Raw genomic sequence first — 20,924 nt, 5'->3', positions numbered from 1 at the left:
GTAGCCTCACGCGTCCGTGAACTTATCGCCCCGCTCCGCCTTCTCCACCAGCAGCGCCGGCGGCAGGAAGCGGTCGCCGTAGCGCTCGGCCAGTTCGCGGGCGCGGGCCACGAAGCCCGCCGGGCCGCCCTCGTAACCGTTGATGTACTGGATCACGCCGCCCGTCCAGGCCGGGAAGCCGATGCCCATGATGGAGCCGATGTTGGCGTCCGCGACCGAGGTGAGCACGCCCTCCTCGAAGAGGCGGACGGTGTCCAGGGACTCGGCGAAGAGCATCCGCTCCTTCATGTCCTCGAACGGGATCTCCGCGCCCGGCTTGCCGAAGTGCTCGCGCAGCCCCGGCCACAGCCGTACGCGCTTGCCGTCCTCGCCGTACTCGTAGAAGCCCGCGCCGCCGCTGCGCCCGGGGCGGCCGAACTCGTCGACCATGCGGTCGATCACCGCGTCCGCCGGGTGGCCGGGCCAGACGCCGCCCGCCTCCTCGACCGCCCGCCGCGTCTCGTCGCGGATCTTGCGCGGCAGGGTGAGGGTCAGCTCGTCCATCAGGGAGAGGACCTTGGCGGGGTAGCCCGCCTGGCCCGCCGCCTGCTCGACGGACGCGGGCTCGATGCCCTCGCCGACCATCGCGACGCCCTCGTTGATGAACTGGCCGATGACCCGCGAGGTGAAGAAGCCGCGCGAGTCGTTGACGACGATCGGGGTCTTCTTGATCTGGCGGACCAGGTCGAAGGCGCGGGCCAGCGCCTCGTCCCCGGTGCGCTCCCCCTTGATGATCTCGACGAGCGGCATCTTGTCGACCGGCGAGAAGAAGTGCAGGCCGATGAAGTCGTCCTGGCGGGTGACGCCCTCGGCGAGCCGGGTGATCGGCAGCGTCGAGGTGTTGGAGCAGAGCAGCGCGTCCGGCTCGACGATGTCCTGGATCTCCTGGAACACCTTGTGCTTGAGCTCGGTGCTCTCGAAGACCGCCTCGATGACCGCGTCGCAGCCCGCCAGGTCGCGCGGGTCGGCGGTCGGGGTGATGCGGGCGAGCAGTTCGTCGCGCTCGGCCTCGGTGGTGCGGCCCCGCGAGAGCGCCTTGGCGAGCAGCTTCTCCGAGTACGCCTTGCCCTTCTCGGCCGCCTCCGGCGACACGTCCTTCAGGACGACCTCGATGCCGGCCCGAGCGCAGGAGTACGCGATGCCCGCGCCCATCATGCCCGCGCCGAGGACGGCGACCTTGCGGACCGGGCGCGGCTCGATGCCCTTGGGGCGGCTGGCCCCGGAGTTGACGGCCTGGAGGTCGAAGAAGAACGCCTGGATCATGTTCTTCGCGGTCCGGCCGGTGACCAGCTCGGTGAAGTACCGGGCCTCGATGGTCTGCGCGGTCTCGAAGTCGACCTGGGAGCCCTCGACGGCGGCCGCGAGGATGTTGCGCGGGGCCGGGTAGGGAGCGCCGTTGAGCTGCTTCTTCAAGTTGGCCGGGAACGCCGGGAGATTGGCGGCGAACTTCGGGTTCGACGGGGTGCCGCCCGGGATGCGGTAGCCCTTGACGTCCCAGGGCTGCTGGGACTCGGGGTGGGCGTCGATGAACGCGCGCGCCTTGGCCATCATCTCCTCGGGCGTCGCGGCGACCTCGTGGACCAGCCCGTTCTCCAGGGCCCGCCGCGGGGTGTACTGGGTGCCCTGGAGCAGCACCTTCAGGAGCGCGTCCGCGATGCCCATCAGGCGTACGGTCCGGGTCACGCCGCCGCCCGCCGGGAGCAGGCCCAGGGTGACCTCGGGCAGGCCGATCTTGGAGCCGGGCGCGTCGAGCGCGACGCGGTGGTGGCTGGCGAGCGCGATCTCGTAACCGCCGCCCAGTGCCGCGCCGTTGATGGCGGCGACGACCGGCTTGCCCAGGGTCTCGATGCGGCGCAGCGCGTTCTTGATGGCGGTACCGGCCTCGAACGCCTGCCGGGCGTCCTCGGGGCCCACCTGGATCATTTCCTTGAGGTCGCCGCCCGCGAAGAAGGTCTTCTTGGCGGAGGTGTAGACGATGCCCCGGATGGAGTCCTTCTCGGCCTCGGCGCGGTCGGCGATCGCCGCGATGGAGTCCTTGAAGGCCTGGTTCATGGTGTTGGCGGACTGGTTGGGGTCGTCGAGGACGAGGGTGACGACACCGGTCTCGTCCTGTTCCCAGCGGATGGTCGTGCACTCGGTCATTGCTGCTGCTCCGTAAGGGGGTTGGCCAGGAAGAGGACGGTCAGAGACGCTCGACGACGGTGGCGATGCCCATGCCGCCGCCGACGCACAGCGTGGCCAGGCCGTACCGCTGGTCGCGGCGCTCCAGCTCGTCGACGAGCGTGCCGAGGATCATCGCGCCGGTGGCGCCCAGCGGGTGGCCCATGGCGATCGCGCCGCCATTGACGTTGATCTTGTCGAGCGAGAGCCCCATGTCGCGGGCGAATCGCAGCACCACACCGGCGAACGCCTCGTTGATCTCGACGAGGTCGATGTCGTCGATGGTCAGCCCGGCCTTGGCGAGCGCCTTTCGGGTGGCGGGGGCGGGGCCGGTGAGCATGATCGTCGGCTCGGAGCCGGAGACGGCGGCCGAGACGATCCGGGCGCGCGGGGTCATGCCGTAGCGCTCGCCGACCTCGCGCGAGCCGATGGCGACCAGGGCCGCGCCGTCCACGATGCCCGAGGAGTTGCCCGCGTGGTGGACGTGGTCGATCTTCTCCACCCAGTGGTACTTCTGCAGCGCCACCGCGTCGAAGCCGCCCATCTCGCCGATGGCGGCGAACGACGGCTTGAGCGCGGCCAGCGAGTCGGCGGTGGTGCCGGGGCGCATGTGCTCGTCGTGGTCGAGCACGACCAGGCCGTTGCGGTCCTTGACAGGCACGACGGACCGGGCGAAGCGGCCGTCCTTCCACGCCTCGGCGGCCCGTTCCTGCGAGAGCGCCGCGTACTCGTCGACGTCGCGGCGCGAGAAGCCCTCGATCGTGGCGATGAGGTCGGCGCCGATGCCCTGCGGGGCGAAGTTGGTGTCGAAGTTGGTCATCGGGTCGGCGAACCAGGCGCCGCCGTCCGAGGCCATCGGCACCCGCGACATCGACTCGACGCCGCCCGCGAGCACCAGGTCCTCCCAGCCCGAACGGACCTTGGCGGCCGCCAGGTTGACGGCCTCCAGGCCCGAGGCACAGAAGCGGTTCTCCTGGACGCCCGCGACCGTGTCCGGCAGTCCGGCGGCGATGGCCGCGATCCGGGCGATGTCGGAGCCCTGGTCGCCGACCGGGCCGACCACGCCGAGGACGATGTCGTCGACCGCCGCCGGGTCGAGGTCCGGGAAGCGGTCCCTGACCTCGTGGATCAGCCCCACGACCAGGTCGATCGGCTTGGTTCCGTGCAGGGAGCCGTTGGCCTTGCCGCGCCCGCGCGGGGTGCGGATCGCGTCGTACACAAACGCTTCGGTGCTCACTGATAAGCCTTTCAAGAGGGGTTGTCCGAGCGGGGGTCAGCCGAGCAGGGAACGGCCGATGATCTCCTTCATGATCTCCGTGGTCCCGCCGTAGATGGTCTGGATGCGGCCGTCGGTGAACGCCCTGGCGACCCGGTACTCGCTCATGTAGCCGTAGCCGCCGTGCAGTTGGAGGCAGCGGTCGGCGACGCGCTTTTGCAGTTCGGTGGCCCACCATTTGGCCATCGAGGCGTGCACGGCATCGAGTTCCCCGTTCGAGTGATCGACCACGCAGCGGTCGAGGAACGTACGGGTGACGGCGCACTCGGTGGCCATCTCGGCGATCTCGAAGCGGATGTGCTGCTTGGTGGCCAGCGGCCGCCCGAACGCCTCGCGCTCCTTGACGTACGTCGTGGTGATCTCAAGGAGGTGCTCGGCGGCGGCGATCGCGGCGACCGCGATGCTCAGCCGCTCCTGCGCCAGGTTGGTCATCAGGTGGACGAAGGCACCGTTGAGTTCGCCGAGCAGGTTCTCCTTCGGCACGCGTACGTCGGTGAAGAACAGCTCGGCCGTGTCCTGGGACTTCTGGCCGATCTTGTCGAGGTTGCGGCCGCGCTCGAAGCCGGGCGTGCCGCGCTCGACGACCAGCAGCGACAGGCCGTGCGCGCCGCCCTCGGGCGTGGTCTTGGCGACCACGATCACCAGGTCGGCGAGGATGCCGTTGGAGATGAACGTCTTGGAGCCGTTGAGCAGCCAGTGGTCGCCCTTGTCCTCGGCGGTGGTGCGGATGCCCTGGAGGTCGGAGCCCGCGCCCGGCTCGGTCATGGCGATCGCGGTGATCAGCGAGCCGTCGCAGAACCCGGGCAGCCAGCGCCGCTTCTGCTCCTCGGTGGCCAGCGAGGTCAGATAGGGCCCGATGATGTCGTTGTGCAGCCCGATGGCGAGCCCGGCGGCGCCCGCCCGGGTGAACTCCTCGGCCAGCACGGCGCTGTAGCGGAAGTCCGCGTTCCCGCCGCCGCCGTACTCCTCGTCCACGGCGCACCCGAGCAGCCCCTGGCGCCCGGCCGCGAGCCATGCCTCGCGCGAGACGATGCCGTCCTTCTCCCACTGCTCGTAGTGCGGCAGGACCTCCTTGGCGAGGAAGGTACGGACACTCTCGCGGAACGCGTCGTGCTCGGCCGTGAAGATCTGCCGCTTCACCTGTCGTTCTCCTCTGTGGACGGGGTGTTCGGGGAGGGGTCGAGCTCCGGCACGTCCCAGTCGCGGGCGACCTCGGCGGTGTCGGCGCCCGGCAGCGCGGGCGGGCGGCGCAGCGAGCCCGGGGTGCGGGAGAAGCGCGGCGCGGGCGCGGGCTGGGTGATGCCGCCGTGCTCGGCGAAGGTCCCGCGCGCGGCGAGATGCGGATGCGCGGGCGCCTCCCGCATCGAGAGCACGGGCGCCACGCACGCGTCCGAGCCCTCGAACACCGCCGTCCACTCCGCCCGCGTACGGGTGCGGAACCGCTCGGTGACAGCGGTGCGCAGCTCCTCCCAGCGGGCGAGGTCCTTACGGGCCGGGGCCGCCCCCTCGATGCCGAGCAGCCGTACGAACTCGTCGTAGAACTGCTGCTCAAGGGCGCCGACCGCCATGTACTGGCCGTCGGACGTCTCATAGGTGCCGTAGAAGGGGCAGCCGCCGTCGAGCAGGTTGGCGGCGCGCCGGTCCTGCCAGCCGCCGGCCGCCAGCATGCCGTGGATCATGGTGGCGAGATGGGCGGCGCCGTCGACGATCGCGGCGTCCACGACCTGGCCCTCGCCGTGGGCGCGCGCGTGTTGGAGCGCGGCGAGGACGCCGACGACGAGATAGAGCGAGCCGCCCGCGTAGTCGCCGACGAGGTTGGCGGGGACGGTCGGCGCCTCGTCCGCCTTGCCGATCATGCCGAGGGTGCCGGTGACCGCGATGTACGCGATGTCGTGCCCGGCGCGGTGGGCGAGCGGGCCGTCCTGCCCCCAGCCGGTCATCCGCCCGTACACCAGCTTCGGGTTCCGGGCCAGGCACTGATCGGGCCCGACCCCCAGGCGCTCGGCGACGCCGGGGCGGTAGCCCTCGACGAGGATGTCGGCCCGCTCGACCAGGTCGAGGACGCGGCGGGGGCCGTCCTCGGCCTTGAGGTCGATCAGCACGGAGCGTTTGTTGCGGTTGGTGAGGTCGTACGCGGGGTCGATGGCCAGGCCGGGTCCGCCGGGGCGGTCGACGCGGACCACATCGGCGCCGAGGTCGGCCAGGAGCATCGCGGCGAACGGGCCGGGGCCGATCCCGGCCAGCTCGACCACCCGCACACCGGCGAGCGGCCCGTTCCCTGTCGTTGCCATCATGCCCCCAGCACTGTGACACAACTGATGTAACAGCAGTGATGCTAAGAACACGTTCCAGTTCGCACAAGCCCCTGCGCGAGCAAGCGCTTGGTTTTCTCCCGCCTCCTTTGCCCCCTTGATCACCCGCGACGCCTCTTCTCACGCTAGGGTCTGCCACCGACAACGGCGCGGGAGCCCGCGCCGGAGCGAAGCGGAGGATCACCTTGGAGCGGACGGCCAGGCCGTACGACGTCGTGCTGTTCGGGGCGACGGGGTTCGTGGGCACACTGACGGCGGAGTATCTGGCCGCGCACGCGCCGCACGGCTGCCGCTGGGCGCTGGCCGGGCGCTCGCTGCCCAAGCTGGAGCGGCTGCGCGAACGGCTCGCGGCGATCGACCCGGCCTGCGCGACGCTCCCGCTGCTCACCGCCGACTCGGGCGACCCGGACTCGCTGCGCGCCCTCGCCGAGTCCGCCCGCGTGGTGGCGACGACCGTGGGCCCGTACGTCTGGTACGGCGAGGGCCTGGTCGCCGCGTGCGCCGAGGCCGGGACCGACTACCTCGATCTGACCGGCGAGCCGGAGTTCGTGGACACCATGTACGTACGCCATGACGCGCGCGCCCGGGAGACCGGCGCCCGGCTCGTGCACGCGGGCGGGTTCGACTCGGTGCCGTGCGACCTCGGTGTGTACTACACGGTCCAGCAGCTCCCGCAGGACGTGCCGCTGCGCGTCGACGGCTTCCTGCGCACCTCGGCGACCTTCTCCGGCGGCACGCTCGCGTCGGCGCTCAACGCGATGGGGCGCGGCCCGCAGCAGCTGCGGGCGGCCCGCGAGCGCCGGCTGCACGAGCCGCGCCTGGTCGGCCGCCGCGCCCGCGCCCCGCTGGGCACCCCGCACTTCAGCCGCGAGACGGGCGCCTGGGCGCTGCCGCTGCCGGTCCTCGACCCGACCGTGGTGGCCCGCTCGGCCGCCGCGAACGACCGTTACGGCCCGGACTTCCGCTACCGCCACTTCGCGGCCGTGCGCCGACTGCCGCTGGCGCTCGGGGCGGTGGCCGGGGCGGGCGCGGCGTTCGGCGCGGCCCAACTCCCCGCCGTACGGCGGTGGCTGATGAGCCGTTACGAAGCGGGCAGCGGACCGGACAAGGACAAGCGCGACCGCAGCTGGTTCTCGCTGCGCTTCGTCGGCGAGGGCGGCGGACGCCGGGTGTTCACCGAGGTCTCGGGCGGCGACCCGGGCTACGACGAGACGGCCAAGATCCTCGCCGAGGGCGCGCTGTGCCTCGCCTTCGACGAACTGCCGTCGGCGTCGGGCCAGTTGACGACGGTGGCGGCGATGGGCGACCCGCTGCTCGAACGGCTCCAGGCGGCGGGCATCCGCTTCCGGGTGGCGCACACGCGCTGACGCACGACGGGACGGTGACGACAGGCCCTACCCCGCCATGAGCACGGTGCGCAGCGCCTCGCGGCAGAGCGCGTCCGCGCGCCGGGTCGACTCGGGCAGCCGGAAGTGCGGGGTGAGCCGCAGGACGTGGTCGCAGGCGTTGTCCAGGCCCACCCGGTGGCCGACCGAGACGAACACCGGCTTGACGGCGTCCCGGGTGCGCAGCGCCCGCCCGACCTCCTCACCCCGCTCGTCCACCAGCGGCGAGCTGTCGCCGCGCCGGGCGCCGGGCTGCTCGTAGGTGAACGTGAACGGGTTCTTGGCGACGCCGATCACGGGAAGACCGGTGAGGACGCCGAGGTGGGCGGCGAGGCCGAAGCGGCGGGGATGGGCGAGCCCGTACCCGTCGCAGACCACAAGCCCCGGACCCGTGCGCAGCGCGTCCAGGGCCGCGAGGACCGTCGGGATCTCCCGGAAGGCGAGCAGCCCGGGGACGTACGGGAACGCCACCCGGCCGACGGCGGTGGACTCCTCGACCACCTCCAGGGTGGCCGCGTCCAGGGCGACGGCGGCCGCCGCGACGACGTCCCGTTCGTCGTCGTACGCCACGTCGACGCCCGTGACCAGGCCGGCGCCGGGCGGCGGCCCGGGCTCGTCGAGCACGACGCGGCCGCGCAGTTCGTCCTGCACGGCCAGGGCCTGCGACTCGTCCGTGGGCCAGCCCTCGGGGATCTGTGTGAGCGTCACCATGACGCCACCCTAGACACCCGGTGATCGGGGAAGTGCCCCGGAGTAGCCTGGCGATCATGTTCATACTCGACCTGACGTACACCGCCCCCCTCACCCGCGTCGACGAACTGCTCGCCGAGCACGTGGCCTGGCTGAACGAGCAGTACGCGGCCGGTGTCTTCATCGCCTCCGGCCGCAAGGAGCCCCGCGAGGGCGGGGTCATCCTCGCCGTCGGGGACGACCGCGCAGCGATCGAGCGGATCACGGCGACCGACCCCTTCCACGTCAACGGCGTGTGCGCGTACCGGATCACGGAGTTCTTCGCGACGAAGACGGCGCCCGAACTGGCCGTGTACCAGGAGGAGTTGCCCACGATCTGAGCGGGCTTACCGGAGGGCCATTAAGGGGCGCGGGGCAGTGTCATTGTGCGGCTCCGCCGCGATGGGGGTCCCCCCTGTTCGAGCGGAGTCGAGAGCTTCGGGGCGCGACCATCCCCCAAGCTCTCAACTTCGTTCGAGCAGGGGGGACCCCCATCGCACGGTCCGCAGCCAATTGACCGCACTCCCGGGGCGCTCACCGGGCGAGCCGCGCCACCCGCCCCTTCTCGCCCGCGGCCCAGCAGCCGCCGTCGGGGGTGCAGTCGACCGTGTCGTACGAGCCGGTGTCGACGGTCCGCCAGGTGCGGCCGCCGTCCGTGGTCAGGTCGGTGCCGGTGGGGCCGACCGCGAGCGCGGCCGCGCGGCTGTGCGGCAGCCAGGCGACGCCCGAGCGGTAGGCGGCGACCGGGCCCGCCGCCGGTCGCCAGTCCCGACCGCCGTCCCCGGTGAGCGCGGCCGCGCGGGGCGAGGGCTGCCCGGCGCGGTAGTCGCCGCCGACCGCGATCCCATGCCGGCGGTCGCGGAAGGCGAGCCCGAAGACTCCCCGCGCCGGGTCGCCCGCCGGGATCGTCGACTCGGCCGCCGTCCAGGTCAGGCCCCGGTCGGCGGAGTGCAGCACGCGCGCGGTGGCGCCGCCGCCGGTCGCCAGCCACGCGTCGCGCGGCCCGGAGCTCACCAGGCACTGGCCGCTCGCCGCGAAGGCCGCCTCGCCGGGCTGGGCGGCCGGCATCCCTGCGCTCGGCAGCACCTTCCAGGAGCGGCCCCCGTCGGCGGTGGACAGGATCCGGTACTTGCCGTCGACCGGGTCGCCGACCGCCAGGCCGTGGCGGTGGTCGAAGAACGTCAGGCAGTCGTAGAACGCCTTCGGGTCGGTGTTGCGGAACGACTCGGTCCAGGTGGCGCCGCCGTCCTCGGTCCGGTAGACCCGGGACGCCTCGCCGTCGCCGATGGCGAGCACCACGGCCCGCCGGGCGTCGAAGGCCCGTACGTCCCGGAACTCCAGCTGCCCCGCGCCCGGCGGCGAGACGTTCCGCCAGTCGCGGCCGCCGTCCACGGTCCGCAGCACCGTCCCCTTGGATCCCGCCACCCACGCGGTGCTGTGGCTGACCGTCGAGAGCCCGCGGAAGCGGGCGTCGGTTCCGGTCCCGGTGAGCTGCCACGTCGGCGCGGAACGGGCGCTGTCGCGGGCGTCACCGCCGTCGTCGTCCTGGCCGTGCGCGTGGGCGGGCGCGGTCAGCGCGGCCGCCAGGGCCGCTCCGCCCAGCGCCACCGACAGCAGTCGTCTCGTCTTCCCCATGGGCCTCATGGCGCTGGAAGCTAGCCCGCCCGGCGAGGCGGCGTCCAGAGGGCGAAATTCGACCGTATCGCCATCAATCCGGAGCGCGTTAAGCACCCGGTAAAGGCGGACGGTGACGCACCGGCAAGTAACGCGTACGTAGCGATCAGGTGACACAGGTCACCCTTCGTCGGTGTGCACGCAACCGTGTTTTCTGCCGTCTTCGTGAACAGCAGGAAGAGAAGTACCCGGTCGTGAGGTTAGGGGAGCAGGGCGTTGTCCACTGTCATCGAGCAAGCCGTCGAGGCCCGCCTGATCGCTTCCGACCCCCGGGTGCAGATCGTCCCCGCGACGCTCGGCTACGACCGCGAGGACCCCTTCGCCGTACGGATGATCTTCCCCGCACCGGCCACGCTCGAAGGGGTCGAGGTCTCCTGGGCGTTCGCCCGCGAGCTCCTCGAAACGGGCCTGGAGACGTCGGCCGGGATCGGTGACGTCCGGGTGCGGCCGTACGGCTTCGACCGTACGGTCCTGGAGTTCCACGCGGCGGAGGGCACCGCGATGGTGCACATCCGCACCTCCGAGCTGCGCCGCTTCCTCAAGCGCACCCAGCTGCTGGTCCCGGTCGGCCAGGAGCACCACTACCTCGACCTCGACGGGGACCTCACGGAGCTTCTGCGCGACGCCTGTTGAGCCACGTCGGCGCCTTCGGCCTGCTTCCCTCAGCGTCTCGAAATAAATGATTTGCGGGCGCCCGCGCCCTGTCGTAGGTTCGTCATGGCCCTGTTGTCGTCGATCGGAGTAGGACGTTGCTCGTCTGAGGCTTGCTGAGACACCGTTTCGCGCACCCTTCCGTGTAGCGCGCGCGGTGGCCATGCCTCCGAGCCGTCCCCCCGACGACCAGGGCCTTCTTCATGCCTTCATGCCCTGACCGGTGTCTCAGTTCCCCGTTGCCCTGCCTCATGTGCCCTTCCCCGCAACCGGGAGACATTTTGTCTACTTACTCCGCGTCCTCGACGCACATCAGCTGTGCCGACCTCTCCTTCGCCTGGCCCGACGGAACCTCGCTCTTCGACGGCCTCCAGCTGTCGGTCGGCCCGGGCCGCACCGGCCTGATCGGCCTCAACGGATCGGGAAAGTCAACGCTGTTGCGGCTGCTGGCCGGTGAACTGACACCCGCCGACGGCCGGATCTCGGTGGCGGGCGAGATCGGCTATCTGCCGCAGAACGTGACCCTGGCCACCAAACTCCGGGTCGATCAGGCACTCGGTATCGACCGGGTCCGGGCCGCGCTGCACGCCATCGAGTCGGGCGACGTCCGCGACGAGCACTTCGCGACCGTCGGCGACGACTGGGACGTCGAGGAGCGGGCCCGGGCCGCGCTCGGCCAGCTCGGCCTCGACGGGATCGGGCTCGACCGGACCATCGGCGAACTCTCCGGCGGCGAGTCGGTGTTGCTGCGGCTCGCCGCGCTGCTGCTGCGCCGCCCGGACATCCTGCTGCTCGACGAGCCGACCAACAACCTGGACCTGAGCGCCCGCCGACGGCTGTACGAGGCCGTCGAGGCGTGGCCCAAGGTGATGGTCGTGGTCAGCCACGACCGCGAACTGCTCGAACGCGTCGACCAGATCGCCGATCTGCACGACGGCGAGGTCGCCTGGTACGGCGGCAACTTCTCGGCGTACGAGGAGGCGCTGGCGGTGGAGCAGGAGGCGGCCGAGCGCACGGTCCGCAACGCCGAGGCCGACGTACAGCGCCAGAAGCGCGAACTGGCGGACGCGAACGTCAAGTTGGCGCGGCGCAAGCGCTTCGGCCAGAAGAGCTACGAGAACAAGCGGGTGCCGAAGATCGTCGCCAACGGCCGCAGGAGCGAGGCCCAGGTGTCGGCGGGCAAGCACCGCATCCTGCAGACCGAACGGCTCGCCCAGGCCCGGGAACGGCTGGGCGACGCGGTGGAGGCGGTGCGGGACGACGACGAGATCCGCGTGGAGCTCCCGTACACCAAGGTCCACCCGGGCCGGACCGTCCTGACCCTGCGGGGCCTGCGACTCCCGTACTCGCAGCGGCTGTTGAGCGATCTGGACATCCACGGCCCGGAGCGGATCGCGCTGGTGGGCCGCAACGGCGCGGGCAAGACGACGCTGCTGCGCGCGCTCGCCGGGCAGCTGGAGCCGGCGGCGGGCGAGGCGGTGACGCATGTGCCGATGCGGTTCCTGCCGCAACGGCTGGACGTACTGGACGACGAGCTGAGCGTGGCGCAGAACGTGGCGCGGTTCGCGCCCGGCGCCACCGACAACGCCATCCGGGCACGGCTCGCCCGCTTCCTGTTCAAGGGAGCCCGGGCCGACCGCCCGGCCGGAACGCTGTCGGGCGGCGAACGCTTCCGGGTGTCGCTCGCCGCGCTGCTCCTCGCGGAGCCCGCACCGCAGCTGCTGATGCTGGACGAGCCGACGAACAACCTGGACATGGCCAGCGTGCGCCGCCTCACCGACGCCCTGTCCGCGTTCGAGGGCGCGCTGATCGTGGCCAGCCATGACATCCCCTTCCTGGAATCCATCGGCGTCACCCGCTGGCTCCTCCTGGACGACGACCTCACGGACACGACGGCTCAGGAGGTACGCGAACGGGACTGACGCCGCCGGAGGCGGCCGGAAGCTCCGCGCAGGCCGATTTCCGGCCTGCGCGGAGGTGAAGCGGTAGCAGACATTCCCCTCTGTAAGGGCGTCTGACCTGCATACATAACGGAGGGTAGTTGACCGGAAAAGGGACGGGACTTGGCTAGGGCTTACCCCGCACTTAACCTACGGTCTCGTAACCTACGTAGGCGTAGGTAACGCCCGTCCCCTTCCCCGTCCCTCCTGGAGCACCCGTGACGATCACCTCTCCCCACCTCGGCAGTTCGGCAGCGTGGACCGATGCCCGACTGCTGTACGCGCTGGAGGAGGTTGTCGAGAAGGAGCTCAACCGGCATCTCAAGGTGGCCAAGGACTGGATGCCGCACGAGTACGTGCCCTGGTCGGACGCGCGCAACTTCCCGGGGCTCTTCGAGGACGGCGAGGCGTGGGAGCCGCAGCAGTCCAAGGTCACGGACATAGGCAAGATCGCGCTCGTGGTGAACCTGCTGACCGAGGACAACCTCCCCAGCTACCACCACGAGATCGCCAGCCTCTTCGGCCGTGACGGCGCCTGGGGCACCTGGGTGCACCGGTGGACCGCCGAGGAGGGCCGGCACGGCATCGTGATGCGCGACTACCTGCTGGCCTCGCGCGCCGTCGACCCGGACAAGCTGGAGCAGTTCCGGATGGCGCACATGTCGGAGGGGTTCGAGTCCGACAACCGGCACTCGATGCTGCACTCGGTCGCGTACGTCGCCTTCCAGGAGCTCGCGACCCGCATCTCGCACCGCAACACCGGCCACCAGTCGGGCGACCCGGTCTGCGACCGCATGCTGGCGCGGATCGCGACCGACGAGAACCTGCACATGGTCTTCTACCGCAATCTGCTCGGCGCCGCCTTCGAGCTCGCCCCCGACCTGACCATGCAGGCCGTACGGGACGTCGTCGTCGGGTTCCGGATGCCCGGGCACGGCATGCCCGGCTTCGAGCGGGCGGCGGCCCAGATGGCCATAGGCGAGATCTACAACCTGCGCATCCACCACGACGACGTGCTCCAGCCCGTCCTGCGCTTCCTGAAGGTCCTGGAGATCGACGGCCTCGGCCCCGAGGGCCTCAAGGCCCAGGAAGAGCTCGGCATGTACATGGGCGGCCTGGACGCCGAGGCGAGCAAGTTCGACGCGAAGCTGGCGGCCCGCAAGGCCCGGGTGGAGGCGCGGGGCCGCGCGTAGCCGCGCGTTCAGGGGCACGGGAGGGCCCGAAGGGCCATTAAGGGGCGCGGGGCAGTGTCATTGTGCGGCTCCGCCGCGATGGGGGTCCCCCCTGTTCGAGCGGATTCGAGAACTTGGGGGAGCGACCATCCCCCAAGCTCTCAACTTCGTTCGAGCAGGGGGGACCCCCATCGCACGGTCCGCAGCCGATAACCGCACTCCTCGCGGAGCGTCTACGCGTCCTCGCGAATCAGCTCCGCCGCCTTCTCCGCCAGCGCCACCGTCGGCGCATGCGTATGCCCGCGGGTGATGCGCGGCATGACCGAGGCGTCGACGACACGCAGGCCCTCGACCCCCCGGACCCGAAGCCGGGGGTCGGTGACCGAGCCGTCGTCGGCGCCCATCCGGCACGTCCCCACCGGGTGGTACAGCGACTCGGCCGAGCCGCGGACCGCCGCCGCGAGCTGGTCGTCGTCGACCCGCCCCGGATAGGGCGCCAGCGGTCCGGCCGTGTACGGGGCGAGGGCCGCGGCGCCGAGCAGCTCCTCCGCCCGGCGCACCCCGGCCATCAGCCGGCGCAGGTCGTCCTCGGCCGTGAGGTAACCGGGGTCGATCCGGGGCGGGGTGGTCACCGCCGTACCGCCGAGTTCGATGCTGCCCTCGCTCGCGGGCTGGAGCAGGACCACCCCGACGGTGACGCCGTGCTCGGTCGGCGGGGTGAGTCCGTGGTCCACGAACGGCGCCGGGGCGAAGATCAACTCGATGTCCGGCGCGGCCAGTTCGGGCCGGGTGCGGATGAAGGCGACCGCCTCCCCCAGGTTCGAGGTGAGCGGGCCCCGGCCGCGCAGCAGGAAGCGGCCGATGTTGGACAGCGTGTCGGCGCCGGTGAGCGTGACGGGCTGCGGGCAGCGCATGATCACCGCGTACGAGAGGTGGTCCTGGAGGTGGCGGCCGACGTCCGGCGACGCGACGCGCACCTCGACACCGGCCGCGCGCAGCCGCTCCGGGTCGCCGATGCCGGAGAGCATCAGCAGCTGCGGTGAGCCGATGGCGCCCGCACTGAGGATGACCTCGCGCCGGGCGGCGAGGACGTCCGGGACCCGGTCGGCCACGACTCCGGTGACCCGGTTGCCGTCGAACTCCAGCCTGCGGACGCGTGCTTCGGTGAGGATGTCGAGGTTGGGGCGGCGCGCGGCGGGCTTCAGATATCCGTCGGCGGCGCTCCAGCGGCGCCCCTTGCGCTGGTTGACGGGCGTACGGGCGCAGCCGGAGTGGTCGGGGGCGTTCAGCTCCGGCAGCTCGGCGATACCGGCGTCCCGGCAGGCGGCCAGGAAGGCGGAGGTGACGGGGTTGGGGTCGCGGGGCGGCGCGATGTACAGCGGCCCGTCCGTGCCGTACACCGAGTCCGCCCGGGCGGGCCCCGTCCAGTGCTCGGCGCGCCGGAAGTACGGGACGAGCCGGTCGTGCGTCCACTCGGGCCCGCCCGCCGCGCCCCACGCGTCGTAGTCCTCACGGTGGCCCCGGATCCACATCATCGCGTTGATGGAGGACGAGCCGCCGAGGGTGTGGCCGCGCGGCCAGTACAGCTCGCGGCCGCCCAGCGCCTCCTGCTTCGCCGTGCTGAAGGCCCAGTCGTACGGCGTCTTGAAGAGCTTCGGGAAGGCGGCGGGGATCTTGATCTCCGGCTTGCGGTCGCGTGGCCCGGACTCGATGAGCGCGACCCGGACCGAGGGGTCCTCGGAGAGCCGCGCCGCGAGCACACAGCCGGCCGAGCCGGCTCCCACGACTATGTAGTCGTAGTACGTGGTCCCTCGCTCGCCGCGTCGCCGGGTGCCGTTACCGTCCGCTGTCCTCAACACGCCCCCCGGGCCTGGATCTTGGGTGATCGCTGATGCTGTTCCGGTCGCGGTCCAGCATGGCCTGCGGGGGTGGGGCGTACCAGGGCGCCCGCGGTCGCGAGGCGTGGGGATGGCCGGGATGTCCGGTACCGGGCATCGGTCGGCATCGGTCCGTCGCCGGACATGCCGAGTGCGGACGCGCGGCCCGCCCCCGAAACGGGCACGCGCGTCCGCTCGGCGGAACCCGGCCACTCCTGAGACGGCCGGGCTCGTGGCTCGGACTCTCAGCGCCGGCTGCGCCGCAGCTGGAGTCTCTCCTGCTCGGAGAGACCGCCCCAGACGCCGAACCGCTCGTCGTTGGCCAGCGCGTACTCCAGGCACGCCTGCCGTCCCTCGCAGCTCCCGCAGAGGAGCTTGGCCTCCCGCGTAGAGCTGCCGGGGGCGGGGAAGAAGAACTCGGGCCCCGCCTGGGCGCACAATGCGGTCTCCTGCCAGGCGAGTTCCGGCCCGGCGGTGATGGTGTTGATCGACATACGTACAGCCTGGACCGGCGGGATCAACGTCCGGTCAATGATCGTTGAACGTCGCGGTCGCGTGACGTCAAGCGTTCACACGCGATCACCCCGCATCGCACGGTAATTGGCCGATTACCGCTGCTCACGAGGGTGCGCCGGGGCCGTCCCCCTCCCCCGCGTCGGACGGGGCCATCCGCCCAGTCCTCCACCGGCCGCCGACAACGCGAGCCGGATTGATTTCAGGGCAGGTCCAGGGCGCTTCCGGCCGCATTGGCCGTCGCCCCGAGCGACCATCAGCGGCGGCCGTAGTGTGGAGCCCTTCGTCGATCACCACCCGGCAGGGAGCGGACATGACCGAGGCCACCACGGTGCGCACACCCACCGGCGCGCAGGCGGTGCAGCGCGCCCTGGAGGTGCTGCACGCCTTCCACGACAACGGCCCGGACCTGAGCGCGTCCGATCTCTCCCGGCGGCTGGGGTTACCCGTCTCCACCGCGCACCGGCTGGCCCGTACGCTCGTGGGCGCGGGGTTCCTGGAGCAGGACGCGCGGACCTCGCGCTACCGTCTGGGCCCCGCCATGACGGAGCTGGGCCGGCTCGCGTACCACCAGCGCGGGCTGCATCTGGCCGCGCCGGAACTGGCGGACCTGGCCGCGCGGACCGGCACCGCCGCGGACCTCGCCCTGCGCAGCGGCCGGCACGCGGTGATCGTCGCGGGCGGCGCGGTCACTCCGATGACCGGACTGCGCCATCCTTTGCGTACGACGGCCCCCGGCAAAGTGCTCCTGGCCTGGCCGGGACCCGACGAACCGACGGCGCTGGACGACGAGTTGACGTCCATACGCGCCAACGGCCACGCGCGCGACGCGCCTCCCGGCACCCGTGCGCTGGCCGTCCCGGTCCTGGACCGAACCGCCCACGCCCGCTTCGCCCTCACCCTGCGAGGCGCCCCCACGCTCCTCACCGACGAACGCCTCCCCTGGTTCCTCTCCCACGCCCGCGCCTGCGCCCAGGCCCTGGAAATCCTGCTGCTGCCGCCGGCGGAGCGCCGCCTGCCGACGCCGTAGCGTCCGGTGGTGTGGTGAAGTGGGCGCCATGACCGACATCGAGACGATCACGGTGCCCGGCCATCTGCGGGGGTATCCCGGGGTGGCGTTCGGCGGTTTTGTAGCGGGGGTGCTCGCCGGGCAGGCGGCTGCCAAGACCGTACGGGTGGACTTCCGGCGGCCGACCCCGGTGGAGGTGCCGGTGGAGCTCGCGGAGACCGCTGGTGGTGGAGCCGTGCTGACCGGCGCGGACGGGGTGCTCGCGGTGGCCACGCCCGACGAGCTGGACCTCGAAGTCCCCGAACCGCCTTCCTGGGCCCAGGCGTCGGCGGCGGCCGAGGCGTACCGCGCGGCTCCGCCGGAGGGCGCCGTGGACTGCTTCGGCTGCGGCCTGGACCGCACGCCCGACACGGGGTTGCGCCAGCACTGCGGCACCGTTCCGGGGAGGGATCTGGTCGCCACGGCCTGGACGGCCGGACCCGCGCTCGCCGACCCCGAGGGAATACTGCGCCCGGAGCTGGTGTGGGGCGCCCTCGACTGCCCCGGAAACGCGGCGGGCCGCCTGCGGGGTGCGATGCGGCCGGGCGCGGTGACCGCCTCACTCACGGCCCGCCTGCTCCAGCCGGTCCCGGTCTCCTCGCGTCTGGTGTCCTACGCGTGGATCCTCTCGGAAGAAGGCCGCAAGCACCGCATGGGAGTCGCCCTGTCCACGGCCGACGGCGACCTCTGCGCGCTCGCTTCGGCGCTGTGGGTGGACCCCAGATAGCGCGCTCGCGGCGTCGGCCGGATGAGCTGACCAGCGGGAGCGGCAGACCGGAGCGCCGGTGAACCGTTCGGGGCCGGAGCCCTAGGGCCTGTCCTCCCCCGCCCCCTTCTTCGCCCGGCTCGGCTGTACCCGCTTCGGTTCGCCCGGCATCTTCGGGTAGTCCGGTGGGTAGGGCATGTCGCCCAGTTCGCGGTCGTGTTCGTCGCGGGCGGCCAGCTCCAGCAAGGGGTCCAGGCTGTACGCGTGGTCGTCCATGTCCGCGTGGACGTCGCCCAGTTCGGCGTAGCGCGTGGGCATCGTGCGCAGGTCGAAGTCCTTGGGGTGAACGTCGTCCAACTCGTCCCAGCGCAGTGGGGCCGAGACCGGGGCGTGCGGCTTGGGGCGGATCGAGTAGGCCGAGGCGATCGTGCGGTCGCGGGCCGTCTGGTTGTAGTCGACGAAGATCCGCTCGCCGCGCTCCTCCTTCCACCACGCCGTGGTGACCCGGCCATCCATCCGCCGCTCCAGCTCGCGGCCGATCGCGATGGCGCAGCGCCGCACCTCGGTGAAGGTCCAGCGGGGTTCGATGGGGACGAAGACGTGGATCCCCCGGCCGCCGGACGTCTTGGGCCAGCCCCGCATCCCCACCTCGTCGAGGAGCGCGCGCAGTTCGTGCGCCACGGGCACCGCGTCGTCGAAGTCCGTCCCCGGCTGCGGGTCCAGGTCGATGCGGAGTTCGTCGGGGTGGTCGGTGGCCTCGCGGCGTACCGGCCAGGGGTGGAAGGTCAGACAGCCCAGATTCGCGGCCCACAGGACGGCGGCCGGCTCGGTCGGGCAGATCTCGTCGGCGTGGCGGCCGCTGGGGAAGGAGATCCGGGCGGTCGGGATCCACTCGGGGAGGTTCTTGGGCGCCCGCTTCTGGAAGAAGGACTCGCCGTCGACCCCGTCGGGGTAGCGCTCCAGCGTGGTCGGGCGGTCGCGCAGGGCGCGGGTGATCCCGTCGGCGACGGCGATGTAGTACTCGGCCACGTCCAGCTTGGTGTATCCGGCCCCGCCACCGCCCGTGCCGCCCTCCGGGAAGTACACCTTGTGCGGGTTCGACAGCCTCACCGTCCGCCCGGCCACCTCCAGCTCGACCGCCTCGCTCTTGCTCGTGCCCATGTCCGCCACGGTAGGCCGCCACCACATGACACGCATATCGTAAATGGCGGACATAATGCCAATACGGCGAGAATCTGTACATGGACCTGCCCGTCATGCCGCCCATGAAGCCCATGCTCGCCAAATCCGTCGCGAAGATTCCGCCCGGTATGCAGTACGAGGCGAAGTGGGACGGGTTCCGGGCGATCGTGCACCGCGACGGGCCCGAGATCGTCATCGGCAGCCGCAACGGCAAGCCGCTGACCCGCTACTTCCCCGAACTCGCCGAGGCCCTGACCGAGCGCCTGCCCCAGCGCTGCGTCGTCGACGGCGAGATCGTCATCGTCCACGACGGCCGCCTCGACTTCGACCGGCTCACCGAGCGCATCCACCCCGCCGCCTCCCGCGTGAAACTGCTCGCCGAGCAGACCCCCGCCAGCTTCGTCGCCTTCGATCTGCTGGCCCTGGGCGACGAGTCGCTGCTCGACACCCCGCTGGCCGAGCGCCGCGCCGCGCTGGTCGAGGCGCTGAACGGCGTCACCGCCCCCGTGCACATCGCGCCCGCCACCACGGACGCCGCCCAGGCGCAGGAGTGGTTCGAGCGGTACGAGGGCGCCGGGCTCGACGGCATCGTGGCCAAGCCGCTCGATCTGCTGTACCGGCCGGACGCCCGGCTGATGTTCAAGATCAAGCATGAGCGTACGGCCGATGTGGTGGTCGCGGGCTACCGCTTCCACAAGAGCGGACCGGTCGTGGGTTCCCTGCTCCTCGGCCTGTACGACGACTCGGGCGCGCTCCAGCACATCGGCGTCTGCGCCGCCTTCCCCATGAAGCGGCGGGCCGAACTGGTGGAGGAGCTGGCTCCGCTGCTCATGGACGACCCGGTGGGCGACGGCCACCCCTGGGCGGCCTGGCTGGAGGCGGCCGCCCACGAGAGCGCCCGGCTGCCCGGCGCGCAGAGCCGGTGGACCGGCAAGAAGGATCTGTCGTGGGTGGCGGTGCGGCCGTCCCGGGTCTGCGAGGTGGCGTACGACCACATGGAGGGCGACCGCTTCCGGCACACGGCCCAGTTCCGCCGCTGGCGCCCGGACCGGGACCCCGAGAGCTGTACGTACGCCCAGCTGGAGGAGCCGGTCCGCTACGACCTGTCCGAGGTCCTGTCGGGCCGGTAACTCTCCGCTGCCCCGCCCTCCGCCAGCCGCCCCGCCCCCCCTTCAGCCGTCCCGCCGCGCGATCACCCGGTACGCGTTGGAGAACCGGGTACGCCTCAGCAGCGGGTTCAGCAGCTGGTCGATGCCGTACACCGCGAGCAGGAACGGCAGCGCGGTCCACACCATCGCCGAGCGCACCACCCGGCTGACCCGGCCGGGGCGCTTCGGCCGCCAGGGGACGTCGTCCGGCGGCAGCAGACGGCTGAACAGGAACCACGTGGCGCAGACCAGATCCGCCGGGATGTGGGCGTCGCGCCGCTCGGCCACCACGACGGTGAAGCCGAGGTTGCGCAGCCGGGTGCAGAGGTTGCTCATCGGGATGAGGTTGAGGTGCTGGGGCTGGAACCACGGCAGCCAGAGCCGCCCGAGCAGCCGCCCGCAGAGCGACTGCGGGTCGGGCACCTCGATCATCAGATGCCCGCCGGGCGCCAACGCCGTGTGCGCTGCGGTGAGTTCGCGGTGCGGGTCGAGGGTGTGCTCCAGGTAGTGGAACATGCTGACCACGTCGTACCGGCCCGGCATCGAGTCCGCCAGATCCACGAACAGACCACGGTACGCCTGCTCGACACGCCCCTCCTTCGCCGCGTGCTCGACGCCCTCACCCATGTCCAGGCCGTCGAACGCCGTGTCCGGCAGCACCTCCTTGGCGGCCGCGCAGAAGTGGCCGAGCGAGGTGCCGACGTCCAGCCAGCGGCCGGGCAGGGCGACCCGCCGCAGCGCCCGCGCGCTGCGGCGGAACCGCTTCCTGCTGCCGTTGCCCTCGAACATCTTGGCCGTCGTCTCGGCGCCCAGGCCGTCGTAGAAGTCCCGGTAGTAGAAGTCCAGGCCCTCCTGGCTGAGGCGCGGGTTCTGGAAGATGTGGCCGCAGCCGAGACATTCGTCGAGCACGAACTCCCCCGGCTTGTCCTGGATGAGGTCGCCGGTACGGAACTTGCGCCGCAGGTCGGGCCCCAGGCACCAGGGGCAGTTGGTGCGCGCCGGGAGGAAGAACCGGGCTATGCCCTTGGCCAGCTCTTCGCGGTACGCCGGGCGGAGTGCGGCGATCTGTTCTCGGCTTGGCATGTCCGGTCCTTCTCTCTGCTCTCTGGCCT

General features: G+C 71.8%; 18 protein-coding genes. 8 read left to right on the top strand and 10 right to left on the bottom strand.

Translation table 11 applies throughout. From position 1 onward, the window contains the following. Positions 1–6: 6 nt before the first annotated feature. The 4 genes from ACGFRG_RS16075 to ACGFRG_RS16060 are packed head-to-tail and all read right to left on the bottom strand — an operon-like array spanning position 7 to position 5,769. Positions 7–2,181: a 3-hydroxyacyl-CoA dehydrogenase NAD-binding domain-containing protein gene (locus tag ACGFRG_RS16075; RefSeq protein WP_393264344.1), complete on the bottom strand. Its 2,175-nt coding sequence runs from the start codon at positions 2,179–2,181 to the stop codon at positions 7–9. Positions 2,182–2,221: 40 nt separating this feature from the next. Next, complete coding sequence (locus tag ACGFRG_RS16070) at positions 2,222–3,436, bottom strand: acetyl-CoA C-acetyltransferase (RefSeq protein WP_361419207.1); 1,215 nt, start codon at positions 3,434–3,436, stop codon at positions 2,222–2,224. A 36-nt stretch (positions 3,437–3,472) separates the two neighbouring features. Continuing rightward, entirely contained in the window at positions 3,473–4,615 is a 1,143-nt protein-coding gene (locus ACGFRG_RS16065; protein WP_393264341.1) for an acyl-CoA dehydrogenase family protein, read from the bottom strand. After that, positions 4,612–5,769 carry a CaiB/BaiF CoA transferase family protein gene (locus ACGFRG_RS16060; protein WP_393264338.1) on the bottom strand — a complete coding sequence of 386 codons (1,158 nt, stop codon included), beginning with the start codon at positions 5,767–5,769 and terminating at the stop codon, positions 4,612–4,614. Before ACGFRG_RS16060 ends, ACGFRG_RS16065 begins: the two co-directional genes overlap by 4 nt. A 203-nt stretch (positions 5,770–5,972) precedes the next feature. Here ACGFRG_RS16060 and ACGFRG_RS16055 point away from each other — a divergent pair, with 203 nt between their 5' ends. After that, complete coding sequence (locus ACGFRG_RS16055; protein WP_361419213.1) at positions 5,973–7,154, top strand: saccharopine dehydrogenase NADP-binding domain-containing protein; 1,182 nt, start codon at positions 5,973–5,975, stop codon at positions 7,152–7,154. A 27-nt stretch (positions 7,155–7,181) separates the two neighbouring features. On the opposite strand, the gene ACGFRG_RS16050 is transcribed toward ACGFRG_RS16055, so the two are convergent. Beyond that, positions 7,182–7,883, bottom strand: a complete 702-nt coding sequence (locus ACGFRG_RS16050) for an endonuclease V (protein WP_393264335.1) — start codon at positions 7,881–7,883, stop codon at positions 7,182–7,184. Between the two features lie 56 nt (positions 7,884–7,939). On the opposite strand from ACGFRG_RS16050, the gene ACGFRG_RS16045 reads away from it, so the two are divergent. Then, the gene (locus tag ACGFRG_RS16045) at positions 7,940–8,242 is read left to right on the top strand and encodes a YciI family protein (RefSeq protein WP_361419219.1); all 303 of its coding nucleotides are present in this window, start codon (positions 7,940–7,942) and stop codon (positions 8,240–8,242) included. A 193-nt stretch (positions 8,243–8,435) separates the two neighbouring features. Here ACGFRG_RS16045 and ACGFRG_RS16040 read toward each other — a convergent pair whose 3' ends face one another. Beyond that, positions 8,436–9,545 (bottom strand): WD40/YVTN/BNR-like repeat-containing protein, encoded by a 1,110-nt coding sequence (locus tag ACGFRG_RS16040; protein ID WP_393264332.1) that lies wholly within the window; start codon positions 9,543–9,545, stop codon positions 8,436–8,438. 246 nt (positions 9,546–9,791) lie between these two features. Between ACGFRG_RS16040 and ACGFRG_RS16035 the strand changes: the two genes are divergently transcribed. The 3 genes from ACGFRG_RS16035 (at position 9,792) to ACGFRG_RS16025 (ending at position 13,359) form a co-directional block, all read left to right on the top strand. Next, positions 9,792–10,208, top strand: coding sequence for an SsgA family sporulation/cell division regulator (locus ACGFRG_RS16035; RefSeq protein ID WP_361419225.1), 417 nt, complete (start codon positions 9,792–9,794; stop codon positions 10,206–10,208). A 329-nt stretch (positions 10,209–10,537) separates the two neighbouring features. Beyond that, positions 10,538–12,148: an ABC-F family ATP-binding cassette domain-containing protein gene (locus ACGFRG_RS16030; RefSeq protein ID WP_393264437.1), complete on the top strand. Its 1,611-nt coding sequence runs from the start codon at positions 10,538–10,540 to the stop codon at positions 12,146–12,148. A 236-nt stretch (positions 12,149–12,384) separates the two neighbouring features. Then, entirely contained in the window at positions 12,385–13,359 is a 975-nt protein-coding gene (locus ACGFRG_RS16025) for an acyl-ACP desaturase (protein ID WP_361419228.1), read from the top strand. 212 nt (positions 13,360–13,571) lie between these two features. Here the strand turns inward: ACGFRG_RS16025 and ACGFRG_RS16020 are convergent, their stop codons facing one another. Both ACGFRG_RS16020 and ACGFRG_RS16015 read right to left on the bottom strand, forming a co-directional pair. Next, on the bottom strand, positions 13,572–15,197 hold the full coding sequence (locus ACGFRG_RS16020; RefSeq protein ID WP_393264329.1) for a GMC family oxidoreductase: 1,626 nt from the start codon (positions 15,195–15,197) through the stop codon (positions 13,572–13,574). 263 nt (positions 15,198–15,460) lie between these two features. Further along, complete coding sequence (locus ACGFRG_RS16015; RefSeq protein ID WP_361419234.1) at positions 15,461–15,709, bottom strand: WhiB family transcriptional regulator; 249 nt, start codon at positions 15,707–15,709, stop codon at positions 15,461–15,463. A 332-nt stretch (positions 15,710–16,041) separates the two neighbouring features. Here ACGFRG_RS16015 and ACGFRG_RS16010 point away from each other — a divergent pair, with 332 nt between their 5' ends. Both ACGFRG_RS16010 and ACGFRG_RS16005 read left to right on the top strand, forming a co-directional pair. After that, positions 16,042–16,758 carry an IclR family transcriptional regulator gene (locus tag ACGFRG_RS16010; RefSeq protein WP_361419237.1) on the top strand — a complete coding sequence of 239 codons (717 nt, stop codon included), beginning with the start codon at positions 16,042–16,044 and terminating at the stop codon, positions 16,756–16,758. Positions 16,759–16,786: 28 nt separating this feature from the next. Further along, a complete protein-coding gene (locus tag ACGFRG_RS16005) occupies positions 16,787–17,503 on the top strand; it encodes a hypothetical protein (protein ID WP_393264325.1) in 717 nt (238 codons plus the stop codon). 81 nt (positions 17,504–17,584) lie between these two features. Here ACGFRG_RS16005 and ligD read toward each other — a convergent pair whose 3' ends face one another. Then, positions 17,585–18,643: a non-homologous end-joining DNA ligase gene (gene ligD, locus ACGFRG_RS16000; protein ID WP_393264322.1), complete on the bottom strand. Its 1,059-nt coding sequence runs from the start codon at positions 18,641–18,643 to the stop codon at positions 17,585–17,587. A gap of 80 nt (positions 18,644–18,723) precedes the next feature. On the opposite strand from ligD, the gene ACGFRG_RS15995 reads away from it, so the two are divergent. Further along, positions 18,724–19,794: an ATP-dependent DNA ligase gene (locus ACGFRG_RS15995; protein WP_393264319.1), complete on the top strand. Its 1,071-nt coding sequence runs from the start codon at positions 18,724–18,726 to the stop codon at positions 19,792–19,794. Positions 19,795–19,836: 42 nt separating this feature from the next. On the opposite strand, the gene ACGFRG_RS15990 is transcribed toward ACGFRG_RS15995, so the two are convergent. Beyond that, a complete protein-coding gene (locus ACGFRG_RS15990) occupies positions 19,837–20,895 on the bottom strand; it encodes a class I SAM-dependent methyltransferase (protein WP_393264316.1) in 1,059 nt (352 codons plus the stop codon). Between the last annotated feature and the right edge of the window lie 29 nt (positions 20,896–20,924).

The sequence above is a fragment of the Streptomyces sp. NPDC048696 genome, from assembly GCF_043198895.1.
Taxonomy (GTDB): domain Bacteria; phylum Actinomycetota; class Actinomycetes; order Streptomycetales; family Streptomycetaceae; genus Streptomyces.
This window is presented reverse-complemented; position numbering and strand designations above follow the sequence as displayed.

What these genes read in the sequence shown, in the direction of transcription:
- ACGFRG_RS15995 (WP_393264319.1), top strand. Translation starts at nt 18,724, where the DNA reads ATGGACCTGCCCGTCATGCCGCCCATGAAGCCCATGCTCGCCAAATCC.
- ACGFRG_RS16010 (WP_361419237.1), top strand. Translation starts at nt 16,042, where the DNA reads ATGACCGAGGCCACCACGGTGCGCACACCCACCGGCGCGCAGGCGGTG.
- ACGFRG_RS16075 (WP_393264344.1), bottom strand. Translation starts at nt 2,181, where the DNA reads ATGACCGAGTGCACGACCATCCGCTGGGAACAGGACGAGACCGGTGTC.
- ACGFRG_RS16005 (WP_393264325.1), top strand. Translation starts at nt 16,787, where the DNA reads ATGACCGACATCGAGACGATCACGGTGCCCGGCCATCTGCGGGGGTAT.
- ACGFRG_RS16060 (WP_393264338.1), bottom strand. Translation starts at nt 5,769, where the DNA reads ATGATGGCAACGACAGGGAACGGGCCGCTCGCCGGTGTGCGGGTGGTC.
- ACGFRG_RS16050 (WP_393264335.1), bottom strand. Translation starts at nt 7,883, where the DNA reads ATGGTGACGCTCACACAGATCCCCGAGGGCTGGCCCACGGACGAGTCG.
- ACGFRG_RS16045 (WP_361419219.1), top strand. Translation starts at nt 7,940, where the DNA reads ATGTTCATACTCGACCTGACGTACACCGCCCCCCTCACCCGCGTCGAC.
- ACGFRG_RS16015 (WP_361419234.1), bottom strand. Translation starts at nt 15,709, where the DNA reads ATGTCGATCAACACCATCACCGCCGGGCCGGAACTCGCCTGGCAGGAG.
- ACGFRG_RS16040 (WP_393264332.1), bottom strand. Translation starts at nt 9,545, where the DNA reads ATGAGGCCCATGGGGAAGACGAGACGACTGCTGTCGGTGGCGCTGGGC.
- ACGFRG_RS15990 (WP_393264316.1), bottom strand. Translation starts at nt 20,895, where the DNA reads ATGCCAAGCCGAGAACAGATCGCCGCACTCCGCCCGGCGTACCGCGAA.
- ligD (WP_393264322.1), bottom strand. Translation starts at nt 18,643, where the DNA reads ATGGGCACGAGCAAGAGCGAGGCGGTCGAGCTGGAGGTGGCCGGGCGG.